The organism is Pseudoalteromonas piscicida (genome assembly GCF_000238315.3).
In the GTDB taxonomy this organism is placed as follows: domain Bacteria; phylum Pseudomonadota; class Gammaproteobacteria; order Enterobacterales; family Alteromonadaceae; genus Pseudoalteromonas; species Pseudoalteromonas piscicida.
In genome coordinates, this window is the sequence record NZ_CP011924.1 from 1,157,398 (window position 1) to 1,180,529 (window position 23,132).

21 protein-coding genes and 1 pseudogene are annotated in these 23,132 nt (G+C 41.8%); 17 read left to right on the top strand and 5 right to left on the bottom strand.

Annotated features, from left to right (window positions below):
• Positions 1 to 24: 24 nt before the first annotated feature.
• Together PPIS_RS05340 and PPIS_RS05345 are read right to left on the bottom strand one after the other, a co-directional pair.
• Positions 25 to 1,530, bottom strand: coding sequence for a hemolysin-type calcium-binding region (locus tag PPIS_RS05340; protein WP_010372895.1), 1,506 nt, complete (start codon positions 1,528 to 1,530; stop codon positions 25 to 27).
• A 187-nt stretch (positions 1,531 to 1,717) separates the two neighbouring features.
• Positions 1,718 to 1,920 (bottom strand): annotated as a pseudogene (locus PPIS_RS05345) (hypothetical protein).
• 115 nt (positions 1,921 to 2,035) lie between these two features.
• Between PPIS_RS05345 and PPIS_RS05350 the strand changes: the two are divergent.
• On the top strand, positions 2,036 to 2,515 hold the full coding sequence (locus PPIS_RS05350) for a GNAT family N-acetyltransferase (protein ID WP_010372889.1): 480 nt from the start codon (positions 2,036 to 2,038) through the stop codon (positions 2,513 to 2,515).
• A 44-nt stretch (positions 2,516 to 2,559) separates the two neighbouring features.
• On the opposite strand, the gene htpX is transcribed toward PPIS_RS05350, so the two are convergent.
• Together htpX and PPIS_RS05360 are read right to left on the bottom strand one after the other, a co-directional pair.
• Complete coding sequence (gene htpX / locus PPIS_RS05355) at positions 2,560 to 3,420, bottom strand: protease HtpX (RefSeq protein ID WP_010372888.1); 861 nt, start codon at positions 3,418 to 3,420, stop codon at positions 2,560 to 2,562.
• A gap of 146 nt (positions 3,421 to 3,566) precedes the next feature.
• Complete coding sequence (locus PPIS_RS05360; protein WP_010372886.1) at positions 3,567 to 4,091, bottom strand: TetR/AcrR family transcriptional regulator; 525 nt, start codon at positions 4,089 to 4,091, stop codon at positions 3,567 to 3,569.
• Between the two features lie 129 nt (positions 4,092 to 4,220).
• Between PPIS_RS05360 and PPIS_RS05365 the strand changes: the two genes are divergently transcribed.
• The 4 genes from PPIS_RS05365 (at position 4,221) to PPIS_RS05380 (ending at position 9,032) form a co-directional block, all read left to right on the top strand.
• On the top strand, positions 4,221 to 4,427 hold the full coding sequence (locus PPIS_RS05365; RefSeq protein WP_010372884.1) for a hypothetical protein: 207 nt from the start codon (positions 4,221 to 4,223) through the stop codon (positions 4,425 to 4,427).
• Between the two features lie 132 nt (positions 4,428 to 4,559).
• Entirely contained in the window at positions 4,560 to 5,042 is a 483-nt protein-coding gene (gene purE / locus PPIS_RS05370; RefSeq protein WP_010372883.1) for a 5-(carboxyamino)imidazole ribonucleotide mutase, read from the top strand.
• 1 nt (position 5,043) lies between these two features.
• Positions 5,044 to 6,192, top strand: coding sequence for a 5-(carboxyamino)imidazole ribonucleotide synthase (locus PPIS_RS05375; protein ID WP_021032613.1), 1,149 nt, complete (start codon positions 5,044 to 5,046; stop codon positions 6,190 to 6,192).
• Between the two features lie 356 nt (positions 6,193 to 6,548).
• A complete protein-coding gene (locus tag PPIS_RS05380; protein ID WP_010372879.1) occupies positions 6,549 to 9,032 on the top strand; it encodes a S9 family peptidase in 2,484 nt (827 codons plus the stop codon).
• Between the two features lie 25 nt (positions 9,033 to 9,057).
• Here PPIS_RS05380 and rrtA read toward each other — a convergent pair whose 3' ends face one another.
• A complete protein-coding gene (rrtA, locus tag PPIS_RS05385; protein ID WP_010372877.1) occupies positions 9,058 to 9,642 on the bottom strand; it encodes a rhombosortase in 585 nt (194 codons plus the stop codon).
• A gap of 82 nt (positions 9,643 to 9,724) precedes the next feature.
• Here rrtA and ggt point away from each other — a divergent pair, with 82 nt between their 5' ends.
• The 12 genes from ggt (at position 9,725) to PPIS_RS05445 (ending at position 23,030) form a co-directional block, all read left to right on the top strand.
• On the top strand, positions 9,725 to 11,485 hold the full coding sequence (gene ggt, locus PPIS_RS05390) for a gamma-glutamyltransferase (RefSeq protein ID WP_010372875.1): 1,761 nt from the start codon (positions 9,725 to 9,727) through the stop codon (positions 11,483 to 11,485).
• 172 nt (positions 11,486 to 11,657) lie between these two features.
• Complete coding sequence (locus tag PPIS_RS05395; protein ID WP_010372873.1) at positions 11,658 to 13,352, top strand: NAD-dependent malic enzyme; 1,695 nt, start codon at positions 11,658 to 11,660, stop codon at positions 13,350 to 13,352.
• Positions 13,353 to 13,569: 217 nt separating this feature from the next.
• Positions 13,570 to 14,274 carry an SIMPL domain-containing protein gene (locus PPIS_RS05400; RefSeq protein WP_010372871.1) on the top strand — a complete coding sequence of 235 codons (705 nt, stop codon included), beginning with the start codon at positions 13,570 to 13,572 and terminating at the stop codon, positions 14,272 to 14,274.
• Between the two features lie 56 nt (positions 14,275 to 14,330).
• Complete coding sequence (locus tag PPIS_RS05405; protein ID WP_010372867.1) at positions 14,331 to 14,705, top strand: MAPEG family protein; 375 nt, start codon at positions 14,331 to 14,333, stop codon at positions 14,703 to 14,705.
• Positions 14,706 to 14,707: 2 nt separating this feature from the next.
• Positions 14,708 to 15,361 carry a sulfotransferase family protein gene (locus tag PPIS_RS05410; protein ID WP_010372865.1) on the top strand — a complete coding sequence of 218 codons (654 nt, stop codon included), beginning with the start codon at positions 14,708 to 14,710 and terminating at the stop codon, positions 15,359 to 15,361.
• Positions 15,362 to 15,403: 42 nt separating this feature from the next.
• The gene (locus PPIS_RS05415; RefSeq protein ID WP_010372863.1) at positions 15,404 to 15,976 is read left to right on the top strand and encodes a MiaE family protein; all 573 of its coding nucleotides are present in this window, start codon (positions 15,404 to 15,406) and stop codon (positions 15,974 to 15,976) included.
• A 45-nt stretch (positions 15,977 to 16,021) separates the two neighbouring features.
• Positions 16,022 to 17,278 carry a S41 family peptidase gene (locus PPIS_RS05420; RefSeq protein WP_010372860.1) on the top strand — a complete coding sequence of 419 codons (1,257 nt, stop codon included), beginning with the start codon at positions 16,022 to 16,024 and terminating at the stop codon, positions 17,276 to 17,278.
• Between the two features lie 259 nt (positions 17,279 to 17,537).
• Positions 17,538 to 17,921 (top strand): response regulator, encoded by a 384-nt coding sequence (locus tag PPIS_RS05425; protein WP_010372856.1) that lies wholly within the window; start codon positions 17,538 to 17,540, stop codon positions 17,919 to 17,921.
• Complete coding sequence (locus PPIS_RS05430; RefSeq protein WP_010372853.1) at positions 17,918 to 18,823, top strand: AAA family ATPase; 906 nt, start codon at positions 17,918 to 17,920, stop codon at positions 18,821 to 18,823. The genes PPIS_RS05425 and PPIS_RS05430 overlap by 4 nt, the downstream gene beginning before the upstream one ends.
• 14 nt (positions 18,824 to 18,837) lie before the next feature.
• A complete protein-coding gene (locus tag PPIS_RS05435) occupies positions 18,838 to 19,767 on the top strand; it encodes a DUF58 domain-containing protein (RefSeq protein WP_248694149.1) in 930 nt (309 codons plus the stop codon).
• Positions 19,757 to 21,700, top strand: a complete 1,944-nt coding sequence (locus tag PPIS_RS05440) for a transglutaminase TgpA family protein (RefSeq protein WP_010372846.1) — start codon at positions 19,757 to 19,759, stop codon at positions 21,698 to 21,700. The genes PPIS_RS05435 and PPIS_RS05440 overlap by 11 nt, the downstream gene beginning before the upstream one ends.
• A gap of 1 nt (position 21,701) precedes the next feature.
• The gene (locus PPIS_RS05445) at positions 21,702 to 23,030 is read left to right on the top strand and encodes a Na+/H+ antiporter family protein (protein ID WP_010372843.1); all 1,329 of its coding nucleotides are present in this window, start codon (positions 21,702 to 21,704) and stop codon (positions 23,028 to 23,030) included.
• Positions 23,031 to 23,132: the final 102 nt, after the last annotated feature.

Here is a 23,132-nt window from a genome sequence, read left to right on the forward strand (position 1 = left end):
AAGTAGTAAGCCGCTTTGAGTCTGTTAGTTACAACCTTTTTGAATGGTTTGTGTTGTCACACTGACCTCAAAGTCATTGTAATCATTATCGTTTTGATCTTCCCAACGTTGGTTGGTACCTGAGACTTGGTACTTGGTTGATAGTGTATTGCTGTTACCATCAATAGCGAGCACATAGGTAAAGGATTGTCCTTGAAGGATGTCATAGCTGCCGGCACTTCCGTATTCATCAAGCAATTTAATATACTGGCCATTTACTTTGATACCCCAGTCATTATTGAATAATGAGTCTTCTCTGACGAACGCGTAATTAATCCGCGTGTAGTTGTCAGGCACACATGCGGTTTCATTGTCGAGTATGTTTCCCGATAGGGTTTCATTGCCTGAGGTATTGCTCGCGCCTGTTACGCTCAAAGAGAGTTCCCGATCGCCAGTGTACTCAGCATCATCTATTGTTGCTATTTGAATGGTAGCAGTTGTGCTGCCCGCAGGTATTACCAATGAAGTAGATGGTGCTACGTAGTCATTTGATTGCGTTGTCACATCATTGACCGCCACCGAAAAGCTGACGTCCTGCTCGAAGGCCTTACTTAAGGTAATTTGATAGCTAAGGGTACTTCCTTCATAAACCGTGTTTTCAATACTCGTTAACGTAAAAGAAGGTGGCGAAGGAGGGGTTGGTGTGCCGCCGCAACCAGAAACGGTATAGCATGTACTGCTACCATTTGGGTTATATGCGAGGTCATTTACTCGTATTGGTAATGTATTGATATAACATGTGCTTCCTGTATCAGGGTTTAGCTTATAAATCGCGCTTTTGTTGGTGTGTCCGGCGTCATTAATGATAACGCGACTGATAATAAGCTCTCCGTTACTATTAAGGCTTGCCCCTGTAACGGCAGTTAGGTCGTGATCAGATAATTTAGTCACAGAAAAGTCATTGGTATTAACTTGGTAAACGGCTGCACTAGTGACTAGGATTAAGCGACCATTATAAAACTCAAGATCGCCGCGGTATTTTCCCGCCAATGAGGGGAGGTCCGAGAGCTTAGTTGCGTCGCCTGTGTTTTTATCTATGCTGTAAATAGAATCGTAACTCGTTCCAATGAGTCTATCGTTTGTGCTGTCATATGCCAATCCCACCAAATAAGCCGTTCTACCGACAATGGTATGAGAGGTTCCATCAAAATATGCTAGTTGAATATAGCGATGTTTTTTACCTTCAATGGGAATATCTGCGTCAGCTGGTAAGTTTAGATGACTGGTATCAACTTTATAGTCGATTGGCCTTGGTGCGGATGCATAGTACCAACGTGCACTGCTAGTATCATAGGCGAGTGCAGCCGAACTAAAAGCGGCTAAACTATTGGCGCTGGCTTGTCCTGCACCTTCATCTAGGCCAAACAAAATACCAATATCGCCGCGGCCAGCGTTAATACCAAAAACCTGACCTGGGCAACTATCTGCATAGGTGTATGTGGAAAGTAATGTTGAGAGTAAACCAAGTGTTGTGAGTGATGCTTTTAACATAGCAGGAACCCTAAAAAGTTTACGTCCTGTAACTTAAAACAACACAAAGCAATGTCTTCGCAATTGAGTCCAACTCAATGCGATGACTTAATCCTTTAAGGCGGGCGCTTCCATTATTGACTTTGCAATCTAGCGCTATAATTGATCATAATTTACACTTTTACAACAGTAAAATAATTAAAAAGTATTAATTATTTGATTCTTGCCTATTTTTAAAGTTTGGTAATAATGACTCAACGATTTCTTTTGCTGAGATGGTATAGCGTACGCCAGAGAACATCACTGATGCGTTTTCATCGATCCCTGTAATGCCCGTTAACGTCCAGCCTTCACCTCTTTGTGGGCAGTAAACCTTTGTCGTTGGGGGATAACGGTGAACTCTTGACTCATATTCATTCTCCAAAAATGCTAAATTATAAAGCAATGCAAGCGATCATAATATTGAAAGGTGTATTTGCTGCAATAAGTGCTACCATTGCGGCAGAAACATAGACCTGAGCATTTTATGGAATTTGAAACACCAAGGCTAGTCATCAGGCCGATAAGGCACAAAGATAATCCGCAGTTATTGGCGCTACTTAATTTACCGCAGGTAAAAGTGTATAACGATTACGGTGATAACCTCACTGAAGTAGACCTTAAATGCATGATCCAAATGGATATTGAGCGTCAATATGAAGGTAGAGGTGGACGCTTTTGTCTTGTGTGTAAAAACACTAAAGCGGTGATTGGTTGTATTGGTTTCTATCACGAAGAGGGTGATATTGAGGGCCTACATATTGGCTATGAATTACTGCCTGATTATTGGGGTAAAGGCGTGATGTTTGAAGCTTTACGTTGTCTATTTGCAAACAAAAGCCAGATTGAATTTAGGCTCAATGTGATTCTGGCGCATGTATCTGCTGATAATCTTCGCTCATTAAACCTACTCAAGCGTTTGGGGTTTTGCGCAGCTGGAAACAATCTGTATAAGATTGGGTTATAAAAAAGGGCAACTTAACAGTTGCCCTAATAAGAATTTGAAAAGAATTACGAAAGTGCTTTAATTCTTTCATCAAGTGGCGGGTGAGAAGCAAAGAAGTCTGCAACAGACTTACCTGAAGCAATACCAAAAGCCATCATTGAGCCTTCTAATTGCGATTCATGGTTGTGCTTCAAACGCTCTAGTGCTGAACGCATTTTTTGCGCACCGACTAAATCCGCTGCACCTTTATCAGCTGCGAATTCTCGTTTACGACTAAAGTAAGCGACAACAACAGACGCCAAAATACCAAAGAGGATCTGGAATATCATATCAAAGATAAAATATGTCCAGCTTCCACCTGACTCTTCTTCATCGCTATTCAAGAAGTTGTCAACAATACCCGCCAATACTTTAGCGAAGAATATAACAAAGGTATTTACAACACCTTGGATCAAGGTAAGTGTAACCATGTCGCCATTTGCAACGTGCGACACTTCGTGCGCAAGAACTGCCTCTGCTTGATCCTGATTCATGTTGTGAAGTAGGCCAGTACTTACAGCAACTAAGCTGTTATTTTTACTCGGCCCGGTTGCAAACGCATTCATTTCAGGGCTGTCGTAAATCGCAACTTCTGGCATTGCAATTCCTGCTTTTTTAGCTTGCTCTGCGACAGTAGAAACTAACCAATGTTCAGTCTCGTTTCGTGGTTGCTCAATAACATGGGCCCCTGTGGATTTTTTTGCGATCCACTTAGACATGTAAAGAGAGATAAAAGAACCACCGAATCCAAATACGGCAGCAATAACCATAATGCCTGTATAGCTTCGGCTAGAAATACCAAACACAGACATTAAGACAGATAACACAATTCCTAACACAAGCATCACTGCTAAGTTAGTGATAAGGAATAAGATGACGCGTTTCATTTTGACCTCGTTAGACAAAAATAAGGAACTAAGTAACTTTTCCCAAGCACTTGCTTATTACACTAGTCCTAGATGCTTTATATGGTCAGAAGTTCAAAAGCACAAGTAAATTCGCATTAATATTCAAAAAGAACACATCATACAAATTATTGACTAACCAATTTCAACTTCTGAGATAGGGAATGCAGCATCTGGTCAACAGAGCTATGCTCATTGCTTAACCCTTCTAATAAGGTCATAAAGTAGCAATCCATCATAACGGTTGCTTTCAACTCATTGTATTCCTGCTCACTGAATAACAAGTGTTTGAACAAATTGAGTTGTCCCGTAAAGAATTCGCTATGCCAAATAATCCCACAAAGCAGCTCTTTACTGAAATTTCTATTGCTAAGATAAAAAGCAAATAAATACTTTGCATAGTGACGTAACTTTAAGCTGGCACTATGCTGCTCATCTGTTGTTTTCGCTTCATTAATTAGTTCATCTATTTGGTTATGCATTGCGACTTTGAGCATGTCGAGCTTAGTGGGGAAGTGAGAGAAAACTGTTCCCGTTGCCACGTTTGCTGCTTGGGCAATTTGCCGAGTAGTAGTGTTTTCAAAACCATTGTCTTGAAAAAGTTGCCAGCTAGCACTGAGAATTTTATTGTACGTAATTTCTCTTTTTTTCATATGGTTACCTTTTTATTTGCGAAGAGAGTGTAGCACAATTCCAGATTATTTAAGAGATAAAGTTTGCAAATAATGAGCGTGCTCATTATTATAATTGAGCGTGCTCATTAAATTTCAATAGGAGTTGTTATGCAATATTTGAGCTTATTCATCGGATACATTCTGTTCATCCCTTTTATCTTTTTTTACAGCTATATTCTTGGTCCAGCTTTAAAAATGGTGCTGATCCCAGGTGGCCTTGTGGTGCTATGCTTAATTATGGGTCCTAAAACGTTTTTCTCTCACTTTAACCGTGCGAAAGCATTAAGTATTGAAGAATTGGTGGTGTCTAAATAACTCAGGACGCCATCGCGTGATAATTGCAATAAGTTGATTCTTCGCATTAAAGACGAACTCAGGTATAATGCCCGCAGCTAAGGTGTGAAGGACCTTAGCCCTGTATCGTTCAAAATTAGTCGAGGAATTATTATGACCGTTGGCATCATTATGGGCTCAAAATCAGATTGGCCTACAATGCAACATGCAGCTGAAATGTTAGATAAATTTGGTATTGATTATGAAACTAAAGTGGTTTCAGCTCACCGTACTCCACAGCTTTTAGCGGATTATGCTTCGACAGCAGCAGAACGTGGGATCAAAGTTATCATTGCCGGTGCTGGCGGTGCTGCACACCTACCAGGTATGGCGGCAGCATTTACAAGTCTGCCTGTACTTGGCGTTCCAGTAAAATCAAAAACGCTAAATGGCGTGGACTCATTGCTATCAATTTGCCAAATGCCTAAAGGTGTTGCGGTAGGTACGTTAGCGATTGGCGACGCTGGTGCTGCAAACGCAGGTTTGCTAGCAGCTCAAATTTTAGGTTGTCAGCAGCCAGAAATTTTTGCAAAAGTAGAAGCGTTCAGAAAAGAACAAACAGAAACTGTACTAGCTAATCCAGATCCTGCGAAATAACATGAATATTCTTGTTTTAGGGGCGGGACAGTTAGCCCGTATGATGAGCTTATCGTCAACTCATCTTGATATAAAAGTGTTGGCTTATGATGTTGGCAGCCAAACGGTAATAAACCCCGTTACCTTTGCAACAACACCAGAGTCATTACAGCAAGCTATTGACAATGCTGATGCGATCACTGCCGAATTTGAACATATTCCACATGATGTTTTGGCGGTTTGCGAACAAAGTGGTAAGTTCTACCCTGGCGCAGAAGCAATAGCCACTGGTGGTGACCGCGCGAAAGAAAAAGCGCTACTAGATAAAACATCTGTTCCTTGTGCTCCTTTCAAAATCATTACTGATAAAGCGCATTTTCTCACAGCGATTGATGAATTAGGCATGCCGTTGGTCGTTAAAACCTGTCAGGCAGGCTATGATGGTAAAGGGCAATGGCGAGTAAAATCAGAGTCTGAAATAGATAGTACTTGGGACGAAATGTCCGAGTTTTTGCAAGCAGGCACTGAAGCACAGCCTCACTCTATCGTTGCTGAAAAAATGATACCGTTTGACCGTGAAGTGTCGATTATTGGTGTGCGCGCTAAAAATGGTGAATGTAAAATTTATCCGTTGACTGAAAACCAGCATACCAATGGTGTACTGACCCTATCAATTGCCGGGAAAGAGAAAGCCAATATTCAAGCGCAAGCGGAAGACGCATTTGCGAAACTTGCGAATGCACTCGATTATGTTGGTGTACTTGCTATTGAGTTTTTCGATGTTGAAGGTCAATTATTAGTTAATGAAATAGCACCTAGGGTACATAACTCAGGACATTGGTCTCAACAAGGTGCCCATGTAAGCCAGTTTGAAAACCATATTCGTGCCGTTGCCGGTTTACCGATTGGTGATACAAACCTGCTTCGCCCAACCGCGATGATAAATGTGTTAGGGCAAAGTCACATTCCATCGCAAGTTCTTGCTGTCTCAGGGACAACCAGTCACTGGTATGGCAAAGATGCGAAACCGGGCAGAAAAATGGGGCATATCAACGTGTCAGCTGACTCACTGCATAAGTTAGGTGAAGCACTGGCAGAGCTTGCTGACATCTTGCCTGAGGCAGACTACCCTGGGGTTATGGAAACCGCTCAGCAATTAATTTTGAATTAGTACTACTGTTTTTAGCAAAAAAGGTCCATTGTTAACTAAAAACCTAAGCTTATGATAACTATTGAGTTAACTCATTCCTAGTAACAGAGCTCAGGGAAGATATAAAAAATTTAATTTTTTTAACGTTATTTTTGGAACTCTTTTCTGATAGTGCGGTCTACTATTGTGAGGCGCGGATAGGCCTCATTTCATACTCGTTGTCCATCAACGACTATGTGAGCGCAGAGAGTATTTGGCCAGCATCCCTATGCTGGCCTTTTTTTGTCCCACCCATCGTGCTTTTAATCTTAAATCTGTCGATATTCCGCTGGCTTTCTGCTTAAATTAAGCAAATTTAACTATTATAAGAAAGTCACATGTTGAAACTCTCTCTTATCTCGATGGCAGTCGCTTCAGGTTTATTCCTTTCCGGTTGTCAAACCACAGAAGTAAGCCCAAAACCACAACAAGTTGAATCCAACTCGCCAGTTCCACAAGTCGTTGCTACTCCCGTTGATTTTGGTGGTGAGCAGATCACCTTAAAACAAGCAATGGCGCATCCTGATTGGTTGGGAAGACAACCAGAAAGCGCATACTGGGGAGCTGATAGCAAAACCGTTTTCTATAAGCGTAAGCAAGCAGGTTCAGAGTTAAGAGATCTATTTAAAGTCAGTAGCGCACAAACAAGCGAAGCGGTTTCGCTGTCAGATTTGCATGCCGTTGGTGCTGCAAACGCGATTTATAATAAAGAGCGGACGCTACAATCTTATGAATTTAAAGGCAACATATTCGTTAAAAACCTGAAGTCTGGCGCTATGACACAAGTTACTCATTCTTCAAACTATGAGTATGCACCGCAATTCTTAAGTGATAACCGATTAGCTTACCGTTCAGGCAATGCGCTATTTGCATTCGATTTAGCCACTGGCTTAACTAAAGAACTGGTAAAGTTACATTTAGCGGATAAGCCTGAAGGGGTGAAAGAGCCAAATGGATATATCGCTGAGCAGCAACACAAACTGATTCAATTCGTCGCGCTCACGCACAAAAACAGCAAAGATCGAGAAGTAAGAAATCAAGAGATAGAAGCGAATAACACAAGCATCCAAGATAATCAGTTTTATCTAGGTAAAGGAAAAACGCTTATCTCAGTTAGCTTAGCACCGACAGGTGACAAGTTAATCGCCGTGATCACAGATGATAAACCAAGTCGTTCCGATTCTGACATCATGCCTAACTATGTGAGTCAAAACGGTGACATTGATCCGGTAAAAGCTCGCCGTCGTGTTGCAGACACTAAACCAATGAGTTCTGATGTTATTTTCATTGATTTAGCAAAGTCAGAACAAGTCACGCTAAGCTATGATACTTTGCCGGGCTTTGATGAAGATGTACTAGCCGAGGTGAAACGCGAAAATGCTAAGGCAAAAGGTGAATCATATAAGAGTGAAAAAGCACCACGTGATATCAACTTGATCGACACATGGGGCTGGAGTCAATCCGCTATCCAATGGAATAGTGACGGTTCTCAAGTCGCAGTGATGCTTGGTGCTTGGGATAATAAAGACAGATGGTTAGCAACTGTAGATTTTGATAAACAACAATTCGTTTCTCAGCACCGCCTACATGACAATGCTTGGATCAATTACACCTACAATGATTTTGGCTGGTTAAACAACCAAGATGCTTTGTACTATCTTTCAGAGCAAACTGGATATAGTCAGCTTTATGTTAAACCGCTTAACGGTAAAGCAAAAGCAATGACTTCAGGGAAGTTTGTGGTTTCTGAACCAACCTTAACCCTCGATAGTCAATTTGTTTATTACAAAGCCAATAAAGATCACCCAGGTTTATACGAAATTTATCGCGTCAATTTAGCAAGCGGTGAAGATGAGCAGTTAACAGATTTAGATGGCCTGACTGATTACCAGTTAAGCCCAGATGAGCAAAAGCTGTTGTTAACTCACTCAAAAATCATGATGCCTCCAGAACTTTATGTAGCGGATGCAGCGCCAAAAGCAGCGGTGTCACGACTCACTAATACGGTCTCAGATGCGTTTTTAAATAAGAAGCTAATTGCACCTAAGATTGTTGCGGTTCCTTCAAGCCATCAAGGTGAGCCTGTCTACGCAAAAGTATATTACCCGGCAGATTATCAAGAAGGCGAAACGGGTAAAAATCGTAAGGCTGTGATCTTTAACCATGGTGCGGGTTATTTGCAGAACTCTCATATGGGTTGGTCTAACTACTTTAGAGAGTTTATGTTCCATTCACTTCTCGCGAGCGAAGGCTATGTCGTCATGGATATGGACTATCGTGGCTCTAAAGGTTACGGTCGAGACTGGAGAACAGCAATCTATCGTCATATGGGTAAACCAGAAATAGAAGATTTGGCAGACGGTGTTGAGTGGATGGTGAACAACGCTAATGTTGATCGTGGTGCTGTAGGTACTTATGGTGGTTCATACGGCGGCTTTATGACATTTATGGCGCTATTTACTCAGCCTGATCTATTCCAAGCAGGCGCAGCTTTACGTCCGGTCACCGATTGGGCCTATTACAACGACCCGTATACCTCAAATATCCTTAATCGCCCAGATGTAGACCCAATTGCATACAAACGCAGTTCGCCTATCTATCATGCTGAAGGTTTGAAAAACAAGCTACTGATCAATGCGCCTATGGTTGATGATAACGTGTTTTTCCAAGACGTTGTGCGCTTAGTGCAACGTCTGATTGAGCTAGAAAAGGAAGACTTTGAAACGGCGATTTATCCAGTTGAACCTCATGGCTTTAGACAGCCATCAAGTTGGTTGGATGAATACCGTCGTATATACAAGTTGTTCAAAGAAAACTTGTAATCAAATGAGTGGATAAAAAGCCAGCTTAAGCTGGCTTTTTTGTTTTATAAAATAAATAGATAACAGCTAAAACCACACCACCAACTGCACCAAATAGATGTGCTTCAATGGCGACTCTCGAGTCTATCAGCTTAGCTACATCTACGCTTGCACCCGCATATTGCTCCCAACATATCTTTGCCCACACACCAATAAACAACAGATATCCAGTTGTTAGCTTGCGCTTAATATCTTCAAGTGCTCCCCATACGATAAGCCCATGTAATAAGCCACTCAAGCCTGTATATACAATAATGTTTGGCGAAAATAGCAAAATCATGAGTCCAGTAAACAGACCAAGAAAAAGTACATTCAGCCAATATTTTCTTAGAGTTGTATATTCGGCATGTAATAACCAAATAAATAAGATCCCAAGCAGGTTTAACATCAAGTGATACCAATTGCTATGGGTAAACTGACCGCTCAAAATACGCCATATTTCACCATCAGCAATTGCATTTCTGTCAAAATCTAAGTGTGGGCCAAGCCCGAACAACATTAGTATTGTTGACAATATCGCCAAAGACGCAGGGCCAATGAGATATTCTTTGTTCGTTGGAAGTTCAAACATACGATTTCACGTTATTATTTTTGCATATTGTGCCTAATTGCTTTTATGATGCCAAATATAAGACGTAAGCAAAGTGGGTATTATGAAACATACACTTGCATCACTAACCGTGATTGCCGCATTCAGCTTTTCAACCAACACCTTAGCTGAGCAACAAAAAATCGAAATTAGAGAGCCGGAAGCCGCAACAGGTTTCCAATCTAAAGAAGCACGCACCGCAGAAAAGTACATGGTCGTTGCTGCCAATCCCTATGCGAGTAAAGCAGGTCAATTGATGCTCTCAAAAGGGGGAAGTGCGGTTGATGCTATGATAGCAACCCAACTTGTGCTTACATTAGTTGAGCCGCAATCTTCAGGCGTAGGTGGCGGGGCGTTTATCCTGCACTACGACAAGAAAAGCAATGAATTAATTAGTTTTGATGGTAGAGAAACCGCACCAAAACTTGCAGGTCCTGATCTATTTTTAGATGATACGGGCAATGCGGTTAGATGGATTGAGGCTGTGGTGGGCGGTCGCTCTGTTGGTGTGCCTGGTATTCTACACGCGTTTAAATCAGCACATGACAAATACGGTAAACTGCCATGGCAGGAATTATTCAAACCAGCGATTGAATTAGCTCGAGACGGATTTATCGTCTCTCCACGTTTAAATATGCTGCTTGAGAAAAAACTCAACCCAGGTTTGACAAAGCTCAGTCCCGCAAAAGAGTATTTTTATCCCGATGGTAAAGCACTACAACCAGGGACCCTTAAAAAGAATCTGCCTTTGGCAAACCTATACTACAAAGTAGCAACACAAGGGATCCAAGCCTTTTATGAAGGGCAAAATGCCACTCAATTAGTAGAAGCTGTGCAAAAGTCTGAAATCGCACCTGGCAAATTGGCGCTGAGCGACTTAGAACATTATAAAAGCAAAACCCGAGACGCTATCTGTACGGAATATCGTGTATATAAAGTTTGCTCTATGGCACCACCTAGCAGTGGTGGTATTGCCGTTTTGCAAATGATGAAGCTGCTGGAGCCGTACGACCTAGGTAAGTTTAAGGCAAATGACCCTGAAGCCTTGCACCTCTTTACTCAAGCATCTCGCCTAGCGTTTGCCGATAGAGATTTTTACGTTGCCGATCCTGATTTTGTTGAAGTGCCAGCAAAAGCATTGCTTAACGAGCAATATCTATTAGGCCGTAGCAAACTTATCGGTGAAATGGATAATCACGACTTTCCAGTAGGCGACCCAACTTCGGGCACACTCGCTTATGCTATGGATGATAGTTATGAATTACCTTCGACCAGCCATGTGTCGATTGTAGATACAGAGGGTAATGCCATTTCTATGACAAGCTCGATTGAAATGGCATTTGGCTCAACGGTGATGGTCAACGGATATTTACTCAATAACCAATTAACCGACTTTGCGCTTTCTCCAAAAGTAGGGGATAAATGGGTTGCAAACCGGGTAGAAGCAAACAAACGCCCAAGAAGTTCTATGGCACCCGTAATGGTGTTTAACAAAGATGGGTCGCTTAAATTGATAGTCGGCTCACCGGGTGGCAGCCGTATTATCAACTATGTTGCTCAAACCTTAGTTGGTGTTTTGGACTGGGGATTATCTGTTCAGGCTGCGATTGATTTACCAAAAATCACCAATCGCAATAAGTACACAACGCTTGAAAAAGGCACTGAGCTGACAAAACAAGCACCTTACTTTGAGAAAAAAGGCCATGAAGTACAGATCCGCGACTTAAACTCAGGACTACATGCCATTGAGGTTCGTGGAACACATTTAATCGGTGGCGCAGATCCAAGAAGAGAAGGTGTTGCACTCGGTGAAAGCAGCGAATAAGCCGTGGTTTCTTAAGTGCTTTTAGGCTATAATTTTGCGTTCCAGAAAAATGCGTTTAACGTGCTCTGGAGCGCGTTAATAATGGTCTGATGAGCACTAAATTCATTGTAATTTAATCCTTTTCGACAATAATGAACCCTTAGACTAAAAAATTAGTGTCAAGCTTGTAAATATGACTAAACAAACCGATCCAAATTATCTCTACATTCCCTATTCAGGTCCTACACTATTAGAAACACCACTGCTTAACAAAGGGAGTGCATTCTCTCAACGCGAGCGTGAAAATTTCAACTTAGCAGGACTACTACCTCCTCGTTATGAAACAATTGAAGAGCAAGTCGAGCGTTGTTATCAGCAATATTCAAGCTTTAGCGACAACCTAAACAAGCACATTTACCTGCGTGCCATTCAGGACAACAACGAAACGCTGTATTACCGCTTAGTACGCGATCATTTAGAAGAAATGATGCCAATCATCTACACCCCAACTGTAGGTGATGCATGTGAGAAGTTTTCTGATATCTATCGCAGCTCTCGTGGTTTGTTTATTTCTTATGAAGACCGTTATCAAATCGACGATATTTTACGAAATGCCACTAAAGGCAAAGTAAAAGTTATCGTGGTTACAGATGGTGAACGTATTTTAGGCCTTGGCGACCAGGGTATTGGTGGTATGGGTATTCCTATTGGTAAGCTGGCACTTTACACCGTATGTGGTGGGATAAGCCCAGCTTACACGCTGCCTGTAATGCTTGACGTAGGGACAAACAACGAGAAGCTACTCAATGACCCAATGTACATGGGCGCAAGACACCCACGTATCGGCCAAGCTGAATATGACGAATTCCTAGATCTATTCATTAAAGCGGTTAAACGCCGTTGGCCTAATGTGCTGTTACAGTTTGAAGATTTCGCACAACCTAACGCAATGCCACTATTGAAACGTTACCGCGATGAAATCTGTAGCTTTAACGATGATATCCAAGGTACCGCTGCGGTTACTGCGGGTTCGCTGTTAGCCGCTTGCCGTGTTAAAGGGGCAAAGCTCTCTGAACAAAAAGTGGTGTTTGTAGGCGCAGGTTCTGCTGGCTGTGGTATTGCAGAGCAAATTATTAGCCAAATGATTTCAGAAGGGATAACCGATGAGCAAGCGAGAAGCCAAGTGTTTATGGTGGACCGTTTTGGTCTTCTGACAGAAGGCATGGAAGGGCTAAGAGATTTCCAAGAAGCGCTAGTTCAACAACAAGCAAACCTCGCGGATTGGACATACAGTGGTGAATTTGCATCTTTATTAGATGTAATGCACTGTGCAAAACCAGACATTTTAATTGGTGTATCAGGTCAAGCGGGTCTATTCACTGAGCAAGTGATCCGTGCGATGTATGCAGGATGCGAGCAGCCAATTATTTTCCCATTGAGTAATCCATCACGCCAGGTTGAAGCGCATCCAAAAGATGTGATTGAGTGGACTGATGGTCAAGCAATTGTTGCTACGGGAAGCCCATTTGAACCGGTTGTACATGGTGAGCAAACAATCATCATACCGCAATGTAATAACAGTTATATCTTCCCTGGGATCGGTCTTGGTGTACTTGCCGCTAAAGCGAACCGTATTACAGATAGCATGTTGATGGTATCTAGCGAAATGCTTGCAGAATCATCACCACGTGCTAACACCGGCAAAGGTAGTCTACTACCAGCACTAACTGAAATTGAACCGTTGAGTAAACGTATTGCTTTTGCAGTTGCTAAAAAAGCAATGGAAGAGGGCGTTGCACTTGAAATGGAAGACGACGCAATTTGGGCAGCGATAGAGAAAAACTATTGGCTCCCTAAGTATAGAAACTACAAACGCTGTAGCGTCTAATTACTTTTACTTAGCTAAAACAGAAATCGCCGCCAACTCACATTGGCGGCGATTTTATTTATTAATCACTCGTAAGTCTAAGTTTGAGAGCGTTACATATGACTTCTCAAAGTGACAACCGCACATTTTGTTAAAGTTTGTTACCCTGAAATCCAATTCAGTAGTTGTTAATTGAAATATGCTTGAATATGCAGGTATCACATTTTAGGAGCAAAAGATGCGAATTTTAACTGGCTTACTGGCATTATGTTTATCTGGATTTAGCTTTGCAGGCGCATTGCCTGACTCGCCGCATTTATATGTTAAAGGCACATCATTTATTCAAGTACAACCCGATATTGCAACCATCCGCGTTGCCATTACCGAAAAGCAAAAGTCGTTGCCCACAGCTAAAGAAAACGTCGATAAGATTATGGCTAAGGCCATCGAAATCGCAAAACGCTTCGATATTAAAGAAGACGATATTCACGCAGAACAGCTGAATGTCTACAGACAGACACGCTACAATCGCGAATCAAATGAAGAAGAGTTTGATGGTTTTCGTGTGAGCCGAAGCTTGACTGTGAAGCTTAAAGACATCAAAAAATACCCAGAGTTACTTCAAGAGTTTGTAGACAGCGGCATCAATCAGTTCAATAACACGGAATTTGGTGTTGAAAATGAAGGCAAGTATTTGCAAAGCCTCAAAAAAGCCGCCATCAAAGATGCAAAGAAAGCAGCTAAAGAGCTAGCCGGCGAGTTTGATGTTGAATTGGCAAAACTGTACTCAGTTTCATTCCAACCAATGCAAGCGCCAGTTCAGCCTTACGTGCGCTCTGCGGCAATGGCGATGGAAGCAGATCAAGGCGCATACAAAAATGCGTATAACACAGGTGCAATTACATTAAACGCGGAAGTTTATGCTGTTTACTTAATTGAGTAATACTAGCTGTTAACTAATTAAACTTATACACTAAGCCCTCCATTGGAGGGCTTTTTATGATCACCGGTTTATATGCGGCATTGCTGGCACTAATCTATATTAAACTCAGTTTTAACATAATATCACTCAGACACAGACACAAAGTATCGCTAGGAGATGGCGGTATCGATGAACTGCAAAGTGCAGTACGGATCCACGGCAACTTTATTGAGTACACACCTTTCGTACTGTTAATGATGTTGTTACTCGAAACTCAACAAATCAACCCATACCTACTTCATGCTTTTGGCATTGCTTTTTTGTTTTCTCGAATTGCACACTATGTTGCGCTCGGTAAAACTAACTTTTCAATCAGAAAAGTAGCGATGGCGACAACATATGGAGTAATACTTATTTTAGCGTCATTTAACCTCGTGTATTACTTTATCTAACTATGACAAAACACAAATTTTTGGTAACGGGTTTACCACGAACGGGCACAACAAGTTTGTGTATTGCCGCATTAGGTGCTGGATACAAAACAGCACACACGGCATACACAAGGCAAGCATTAGACTGCGCTGAATTTATTGCTGACACACCCGTTTTCGCTGATTATGAAAAATTATATGCTTTATATCCTGAAGCCAAAATAATCCAGTTAACACGAGAATTTGAGCAATGGCTTCCCTCAATTAAGCGTTTGATGAGGGCAATGAAAGAAAACTTACTGTCACAAAGAGGGGGCTTTAACGACACCATTAAGCGTTGTTATTTGGAAACTTTTCCTGATTTTGACAAACATTTTGAAGATGATGGTTATTGGCAAGATTGTTATTACAAGCATCATGATAGGGTGCTTAGATTCGCCAAAATGAATGATATTCCTTTTATTACGGTCAACCTAACCGCCGCTGATGCCGAGCAAACGCTTGCCGAATTTATAGGCGTGACTCAAGAAAAAGTGATCATCCCGCATGTCAATATCGGTGGTAAAGTAACTGCATGGAAGTGGTTTTCACACTCCAATAAAGTGGAATCGACACGTAATGGCAAAGCAGATAAAGACACCGCGCTCTTTAGTATGCAAGTTCGCTCGAGCGCGTGAGTTTGTTATACTCACTACAAGCTGTATATACAAGATAGAATTATGTTTGAATTAAAATATCACACACCTTTTAGCTGGACTGAAAAAGTCCTAGCCGACTTTGATACCTTTCTTCAAGACCACGCCGCTGCAGAAAAAAAAGCAGCTGGAATGGCGATGGCAATGCTTGGTCATTACCCAGACAGGATCAAGCTAGTAAAAGCGATGGCTGATCTCGCAATAGAAGAAATGATCCATTTTAAACAGGTACTTAAGATCTTAACCGAGCGTGGTACACTACTTGGGAACGATCAAAAAGACCCCTATATAAAGCAAATGCGCGCATTGTTCCGCCAAGGCACTGACGAATATTTAATTGATAGATTACTGATTGGCGCAGTAATTGAGGCTAGGGGCCATGAACGTTTTTCTTTAGTTGCAGAAGCGCTTCCTGAAGGCAAAGAGAAAGATTTTTATGTTGCCATTGCCAAATCAGAAGAAAAACACAAAAATCTCTTTGTAGAGCTTGGCTACGAGTATTTCGACAAATTAACGATAGATAACCGCCTAGAAGAAATTCTCATTGCAGAAGCGGATATATGTAAGCGCATTCCATTTAGCGCAGCGCTTCATTAGCATGAAATAACTGGGATTAAATAATAACAACAAGGACATAAAAATATGAAATTAAATGTTTTTTTATGTGCTAGCTTCCTTCTAACGCCAAATTTTGCTGCAAGTGCTGAGGCTTTTAGCGCGTTGGATGCTTGGAAAGAGCTCGATCATAACTTGCAAACCCATTACGCGTATCTAGATGACTTTAAAGGTTACCAGCAAACCCGGCAACTATTTGAGAATAAGTTAAATAATTTAGATTCTAAGCAAGCCTTTATTGATTTAAGCCAAGCATATTTACGCCACTTCACAGATCCGCATCTCAATCTTGGTCCATTAAATGAAAAGGATTACAGCGTGTATCCAACGGGTGCAGATATGTATGTCGAATTTAACGATAACAGCGCACTTATCATTGACGTAAAACGTAGCAGCGATGCAGACGTTAAAGGACTAAAACCCGGAGATAAAGTGACAAGGGTAGATGGCAATACAATACCGGAGGCCATACAAGACGTAATGCAGGTGCCATTGAGTCAATTAAATAAGGCTCAGAAGAGTTACGCACTGAATATTGCGTTAGGAGGGAAACGTTATCAAAAACGAGAAATTGAATTCCAACGGGATACAAAATTAGTCACTGTCGAACTTGCCGCAAGTTACGATGCAATAAATGCGCTAGGCAATGGACCTAAAGTATCCTACGCAAAAATAGATGAATTTGGTCATATTCGATTTAATAACGCCATGGGCAACACCCAAACTGTTGATGAGTTTAAAGCAGCATTAAAATCCTTAGGTAAAGTGAAAGGTTATGTTATTGACCTTAGAAATACACCCAGCGGCGGGAATACAGGTGTCGCAGAACCCATACTTGGACATTTTACTGCTGCGCCAAGCGTGTATCAAAAGTACCGTACGCAAACGAAAGCTGTACAATTCAACAAAGCAGAGTTAAAAGACGCGTTCACTAAACCAGCAAAGCAACAAATAAAGGTACCGTTTGTTGTACTTGCTGGGCGCTGGACCGGCAGTATTGGAGAAGGCATGACAATTGGCTTTGATGCTTTGGGTGCGGACGCAGTAATTGGCGCACCGATGGCTGATTTGCTTGGCGGCATCAAACGTCTCGACCTTGCTCAAAGTGACGCATGGGTTGAAGTTGGATTTGAACGCTTATATCACGTAAATGGTAATTTTCGTGAAGACTTCGAACCAAATATAATCGTGGCTGGCGACATGGACAAATATGGTGAGGACGTAGCATTAGAAACAGCAGTGTCAGTTCTACATTCGAAAACGGATAAACAGGTCAAAAAGTAGCCCATAAACATCCAGCGAAATTTTGATTGTACAAAGAGTAAGTTAGTCTCTCTTTTAATTTACTTTATTTAACATAATATAAATTATGGGATGTAGTAAATCCCAGTATTAGCAGTATTAAGGAGCTAAATAAATTATCTATTAATGTCCAATACTAGACGGTATCGGACATTAATAAAAAGTTTACTGTATTTTCTATTGAGCTATGGTTTCGCTTTTTATAGTATGTGGTTGAATTTGTAATTTGAAGTATCGACATATGGAATTTGTAAGACCGCTAGAACCAATCTTGATAATTGATGACGCTGTTGAGATCAGAGATTTTCTGACACAGATTTTGGAGAACTTAGGGTTTGAAGAAGTTTATGGTTGTGAAGACTTTGATTCCGCAAAGCCGCTACTAAAGCACAAACAACCCAGTGTTGTCTTCTTAGATATTGAGCTTCCCGATACAGATGGCACCGAAATTCTTTCCTACATCAACGAAAACTTTCCTGTGGCCCATGTCATCATGTGCTCGGGTCATAATAGTATGGAGAATGTTCAAAATACTTGGGAACTTGGTGCTAAGGGCTTTATCGCTAAACCTTTCAATGCACATAAAGTGGATTCGGTAATGAAGCGTTTAGAGCTGGTTACATGAATGAAGAGATAAAGAAACTTACCGATGCGCTCTCTACCGTTATTTTAGAAAAGCCTGAACAAATAAAGCTCGCGATCTGCAGTCTTTTGTGTCGCGGCCATCTTCTAATTGAAGATTTGCCGGGTATGGGTAAGACGACGCTATCTCATTCTCTTGCTGATGTGTTAGGTCTGACATATCGTCGAGTGCAATTTACTAGCGATCTGCTCCCAGCTGATATTACCGGTACTTCCATTTTTAACCGAGAAAATCAGTCTTTTGAATTCCATCCAGGTCCAATTTTCAGCCAAGTTTTACTGGCCGATGAAATCAACCGCGCAAGTCCAAAAACTCAAAGCGCCTTGTTGGAGTCCATGGAAGAACATCAAGTAACCATCGATGGCGTAAGCCATGAGCTCCCTAGCCCATTTTTTGTGATTGCAACGCAAAATCCTCAGCATCAATCTGGCACGCATCCACTGCCTGAGTCACAACTAGACCGCTTTTTTATGCGTATAAGCTTGGGATACCCCTCGGAAATGGCAGAAGCGCAGTTAATTAAGTTAGCTGGAAAAACGAGAAAACTGACTCAAGCACCACAAGTGATCGATGGCAAAACACTGTTGGCGTATCAACAAGTTGTGCCTAACATTGTGCTAAGTGACGCTATTATTGATTACATCCTTCGCTTAGTTAACTACACACGCAGCTCAGGTCAATTTAGCGATCCTTTGTCGCCAAGAGCTAGCATCGCACTTGCAGCCGCAAGTCGTGCATATGCGTTTATTAGTGGTCGAGATTTCGTCATACCCGATGACGTTCAAGCGGTTTTCACTTCAGTCTGTGCCCATCGACTTGGCGTAACCACGACTAATGAAGTAGAAGTTAAGACACAGGTCTTTCAAAACGTACCGGTACATTAAGCATGATTAACCGCTTGAAACGGAAAGTTAAGCAGCATGTTTATAAACGACATCAAGGCTCAGAAATACAGTTATCTCATAATAATATCTACATACTGCCATCTAAGGATGGCGGTTTTTTTATCGCTGTGGCTTTGCTTAATTTTGTATTGGGGATCAACTATCAGAATAATCTAATCCTTGCAGTGTCCTACATTATGGCTGTGATGATGATAGCCGCCCTATTTTTAGGTTTTTTTAACTTGAACAATACAAATATCCGATATTTGGGAAGTAATGCTAATTTTAGCCCATATAGTTCATCTATTAGACTCAGTATTTCATCTAGCGCAGAGATCCAATCTCTCAGACTATCAAGTGAATACAACCAAACGGCTACCCATATTTCCAAAGTGAGTGATGAAAAAGTTCTCGAGCTAAGTGCCCCTGAATTACCTCGTGGCGTATATGATACGGGGGTAATTAAAATCCTCAGCTACTTCCCATTTGGCCTTATTCGTACCTGGTCGTATATAAAACCAAACGATGCTTTCTACGTGTACCCTACTCCATTGCCCGTTATAGACACAGAGTTTAGCTTCGGCAGTGCCTCGAATACTAGCCAAAGCATACAACAGAAAGAGCGTTCAGTTGAGTTCGACCATCTTTCTCAATATCAAAAAGGGATGAGTTTAAGCCGCGTTTCTTGGAAGCATTACGCCAAGACTGACCAAATGTTAATTAAACAGAATGCACCGGAGTCGGCCGATTTACACCGCATTATTTTCGATTATTCTAAGCTTTCAGGCAGCAAAGAAGAACGTCTGAGTAAACTCTGTACTATGGTGCTTGACGCCGACAAGCAACAAACAAGTTATGCCCTGTTATTGCAACAAAACAGGATCCCGTTCGGTCAAGGTGAAACCCATAAACTAAGTTGCTTGGAGGCATTAAGTGAATTCTAGCTTCCCAAAATGGTACTACAGCACATCACTATTTTTATGGCTGCTGAGCATTATTCTTGTTGATGATTTTGGTATCGGCTTTGTCGGGTTATGTACCGTTTTGACACTGTGGCAAGCATCGAGATTGGTGACTAAACCAAACGTGTTAAGCATTCGTTTTATTAACTTGGTCACTTTACTCGGCGCCATTGCGACGGCCTCATTAATAGGTCTAAAAAACAGCGTGAATGTTTTTGTGGCTTTGATGTTGGTTGCATCGCTACTGAAACAAGTGCATGCCACGCAAGCCCGCCAATTTACACAAATATGTATTTTGAATTTCTTTACTTACCCGTGCTTATTTCTTTTTACACAAAGTATATTTGCAGCATTTTTGGTATTAATTTTGTTGGCTGTTAATTTAGCTATCATGCTTAATCTCGAGCAAAACCTAAGGTTCAAATCTGCGCTTAAGGTAAGCGCAAAGGGATTGGTATTGGTGCTGCCCGTGGCTACTTTATTAGTTGTTTTTTTACCAAAACTCCCGGCATTTTGGCAGTTACCTGCACCGCAGAATCAAGCAAAAACAGGATTATCTGAGAATGTAGATCCTTTCAATATTGCAAACTTATCCCAGTCCAGCGACTTGGTGTTTCGGGCGTCATTTGAGGACACTCGACAAACGGGACCTTTCTATTGGAGAGCTATTATTCATGATGAATTTGACGGACGGCAATGGAAAGTCTCTGAGTATCAAGGTACCAATGTCAGAGCGTTGCCAAAAGACCCGATTGGCGCAGCAACCATTATTGCACAGCCAAGCCAACTTCCTTGGTTGTACGGCCTATCATACTCTTATTCGAAAAGCGCTAAGTTGAATAGTAATGTGTTTGGCACGGTCTATTTGAAAAACCTATCAGCAAAACCTGTCGAGTATCAAATCGATTTCACTGACTTTGAACCCCAAGATTCGTTAAGGCCTTGGTATTATAGGCGTAACACTGCATTACCTGACGGCATTAATCAACAGGCAAGGCAACTGGCGCGCGATTGGGACAGTCAATCGACAACAACGAGCCAATTCATTGAATTAATGAAGCGCTATTTTTTGCAAAATGGTTTTGTCTATACCCTAACACCAACTACAGCCCAATCGAGCGATAGGATTGATGACTTTCTATTTAGCTCGTTTAATGGATTTTGCGGTCACTATGCCTCTGCCGCGGCATTTCTACTGCGAAGCGCGGGGATCCCTGCTCGCTTGGTATCTGGGTATCTGGGCGGTGAAAAAAATGACAATCAAGGCTATTACAGCGTTTATCAATATGACGCACATGCTTGGGTTGAATATTTTACACCGGGAATTGGCTGGCAACGCTTAGACCCAACCGCCTGGATTGCCCCAGAGCGCATGACTGGGAGCCTTTCTCAGTTAGAACAATTATCGAGCGAGTTCAAAAGCGGTTTAGGCTACAGCTTAATTGGGTTGTCTAATTGGCAATCTATTAATTGGTTGCGATTAAAGCTTGAGGAGCTTGACTATCAGTGGACTCGCGTCGTCATTAATTTTGACAAAGAAAAGCAAGGCGCACTGTTTAAAGAGTGGTTTGGGAGCAATGGTCAGCTTTGGGCCGGCATATTTTCCCTGTTTATGCTGCTTTTGCTCTCAATTGCGCTATTTTACCTTAGCAAGCAGCTTACTCGGCATAAACGCCCTATCGAACTGGTCTATTACAATGCTATAGTGTCCGATTTCAAAGGGCAGCTAAGCGGCACTACGGCGAAACAACATATTGTTGAGTTATGTAAGTTGTTTCCTGAGTTAGATGCGTCGCTTTGGCAGTTTTATAAATTAATTGAAAAGTCACAGTATCAACAAAAACCACTTAATAAACTTGAGCTTGGTGAGTTGAAGAGGTTGTATAAATCAATAAAAAGAAAGGCAAGAAAATAGTATGAATGCTGTTATTTTGGGCGTCTTGCTCATGTTGGGGTTAACCCTCTTTAGAATAAATGTAATTGTCGCCATGACCGTCAGTGCAATAGCTGCGGGCTTAGTGGCCGGTTTAGATTTGAAGACAACCTTAAACGCCTTTAATGATGGGCTATCTGGTGGCGCAGAAATAGCCTTAAGCTATGCCATGTTAGGTGGGTTTGCGGTTGCTATTTCAAAGTCTGGCTTAACTCAAATCCTCGCGCAAAAGCTGCTCAAATTGGTTAATGCTAATGATAGCGAAGGCTCAACGTTCTTAAGCATGTTTATAATGGTTATCATTTTGGCTTGCTCGATTGCGTCGCAAAACCTTGTGCCAGTTCATATTGCGTTTATTCCTATCCTCATTCCACCGCTATTAGTCGTACTGAACAAGCTGACGATAGACCGCCGTGCGATTGCGTGTATTTTAACGTTTGGCTTAGCGACCAGTTATATGGTGTTGCCATATGGATTCGGTGGAATTTACCTTTACTCTATTTTGCATAAAAACCTTGTCGATAATGGATTAGAATTGGTTAAGTTCGACGTGCCATACGCTATGGTGATCCCTGCGCTTGGTATGCTGATTGGCCTGTTGATTGCCGTTTTCATTACTTATCGTAAAAAACGAGTTTACGAGGTGAGTCAACAGCAAAGTACTCAGTCAAACACAGTACCGGAAGGCCAAGAAGCAACCAAAGTGATGATCGTCGGTGGCGCTGCGGTGCTGGCTTCTCTCATCGCACAAAATAACAGTGGCTCAATGATATTAGGTGGGCTCGTTGGCGTGATGATTTTTAGCCTCTTTGGTATTGTTAAATGGGAACAAAACTCCGATGTTTTCAGTAAAGGTGTGGCGATGATGGCAATGATAGGTTTTATCATGATCTCTGCTCAAGGCTTTGCCTCCGTCATGAAAGCAACGGGTGATGTGGCAAGTTTAGTAGCAAGTTGTGCCGATTTTGTTGGCGATAATAAACCACTTGCCGCTGCGATGATTTTGCTTGTTGGCTTACTTATTACCATGGGAATTGGCAGTTCATTTTCAACCGTGCCAATCATTGCCACGCTATTTGTACCTTTGTCTCTAGAAGTTGGCTTTTCTGCTATGGCTACCGCCGCCTTGGTGGGAACCGCAGGTGCATTAGGCGACGCGGGCTCTCCTGCATCAGATTCCACACTTGGACCCACTTCTGGCTTAAATGCCGACGGCCAGCACGATCACATATGGGATTCCGTGGTGCCTACATTTATTCACTTCAACATCCCACTACTCTGCTTCGGCTGGATAGCCGCGATGGTGTTATAGGTTTATACATTCATGATGGTATCAAGGCTCCCCGCCTTGATACCTTTAGCTCATAAACATACTCTATTTTCTTTGTCTCTAATGTCGCTTTTGTCTTATTAG